Source organism: Peloplasma aerotolerans (assembly GCF_030012175.1).
GTDB classification, from domain to species: Bacteria; Bacillota_I; Bacilli_A; order Acholeplasmatales; family Acholeplasmataceae; genus Peloplasma; species Peloplasma aerotolerans.
Genome location: NZ_JASCXW010000074.1, coordinates 1 through 1,962, shown reverse-complemented (window position 1 = coordinate 1,962; position 1,962 = coordinate 1). Strand labels below are relative to the sequence as shown.

Here is a 1,962-nt window from a genome sequence, read left to right as displayed (position 1 = left end):
CCCGAGTTTTATAGTTTAAAAAGTGTAAAAGAGACCCAATCCGCTTTATTAGTGGATTCAAGTCTCTTTTTTGTTTGTTTTATTTGTTGTGTAGTATGTTGTTTAGCTTAGTCTTGAACGTTTCATAACGAAGATATTTATAGTTCAGTTCGTATCTTTCACTTAATGATTTAAACGTAGCCGTTGTATTTGGTAAGATATAAACACCTTTGCTCAATTTCATTGTTACAGCACTATTAAGTGCCTCTTTGAGTCGATTCACTGAGTATTCGTTATTGGTTTCAAGCTGTAATAACCTATAAAGCGTTAAAGCGATAAAACACGTTAGGAAGTGACCCTTGATATGGTTATCTGTCCAAACATAAACAGGTCTTCCTTCAAGGTCTGTCTTTGTCACTCTAAAGGAATCTTCAATCACCGATAGTTGCCTGTAATGATCAATAATCTCAAATGGTGTGAGGTCTAAATCATTGGTAACGATGGCGTAATACCCATCAAGCGCTATATCACGTTCATACTTTTCTTGGTCAAAGGTGTAACTGTTTTTTGTCTTAACGATTTCTCCAGTTGTTTTATCATACGTTGTTTTCTTAAAGTATTTTTTAACCCCAAAACTGTTTGAGGCGTTTAAAAGGCTTGGATCACTGATAAACTTATCAATCTTTTCATCAAGTAAACCACGCTTGCCGTGTTGATACCGTTCTTCTTTTAAACTCCAAAAACATAAGAGATGTTCTTTAATCGTTGAAATGACTTTACCATCCTCTTTAATCTCATGATCTCTTTCAACAGTTTTGTACTTGAATGTACCGGTGCTATTCGTGATGTAATCTTCTTGGTCTAAGACGATATCGGCGAGCCCGTTGCCTCTTTGTCTTATCTTTTGACTGATGATGTAATGGTCTTTTTGTTTATCAATATAGTCTAAGTTCTTTCCACTGTTATTGCCTTTATCAGCGATAATGGTTATCTTTCCTAAGTTATACTGTTTTTTTATCTTTTCTAAGATTGGTCTCATTGTGGATAAATCATTGGTGTGTCCTGGGAAGAGTTCATAGGTGATTGGAATACCGTTCCTGTCAATAAATAGTCCCATTTGAATAATCCCTGTTTTCTTTTTCTCTTTGGATACCCCGCGCTGTCTTAATTCGCTTGTTTCTTCAGATTCAAAATAGTAGTTCGTCACGTCATAAAAAACGAGCGTACAATCTCTTTTATACGTTTCATTAATCCTTTCATGCATCGCTAGTGTTAAATCATCTTTAACTTCAGCTAAATAATCAAGCGACTTATAAATGTCTTCTAACTTAAAATCACTGAACTCAAAGAAGTAATTCCCTTTTCTTTCATACGCTTTCTTTTTACTGCCTGGATTTAAACAACGTGAGAAGACCAGGAGTTTTAAGATTTCATCTAAGTTATATTGACACTTGACCTTACTCTGATAATTCTGCATATAGCTAGATAACCCTATGCGATGATAAAGTCGTTCTAAAAAAACATACCCATAATTAAAAAGACTGTCTGACTCTGTTTGTAGATCCGAAAAGAACACTTCTAAAGGCAATTTACCTTTGAGTCTTTTTGTTTCTTCCTTCGCCCAAATCTTTAAATCTTTTAAGGCATTTGGATTATCTTGAGTCAATGTATCTAGGTCACCTAGGTTTTCTACAATACGTTGCTTCACTTTTCCCTTCTCATCACGATACCCTTCAACCAGATATACTTTGGAAAATTTCTTATCGGGTGACGTCGTAACTCTAATAAACATAGTCATTACCTCCTAATATCATTATACCATAATACACAACACTACACAACTATAATTTACAAAATTTTAGTTTTATAGTTGTTCTATATGAAAAACCACTTAAATCGCTCTAAACAACGCTTTAAGTGGTTTTAGGTTTTGTTGTATTAAGTTGTGAACTTTATGATTAAATGGTGATCAACTATAAAACT

Annotated in this window: 1 protein-coding gene; it reads right to left on the bottom strand. The window is 34.0% G+C overall.

Annotated elements, in window-relative coordinates:
• Positions 1 to 79 precede the first annotated feature (79 nt).
• Entirely contained in the window at positions 80 to 1,771 is a 1,692-nt protein-coding gene (locus QJ521_RS09590; protein ID WP_282840260.1) for an IS1634 family transposase, read from the bottom strand.
• Between the last annotated feature and the right edge of the window lie 191 nt (positions 1,772 to 1,962).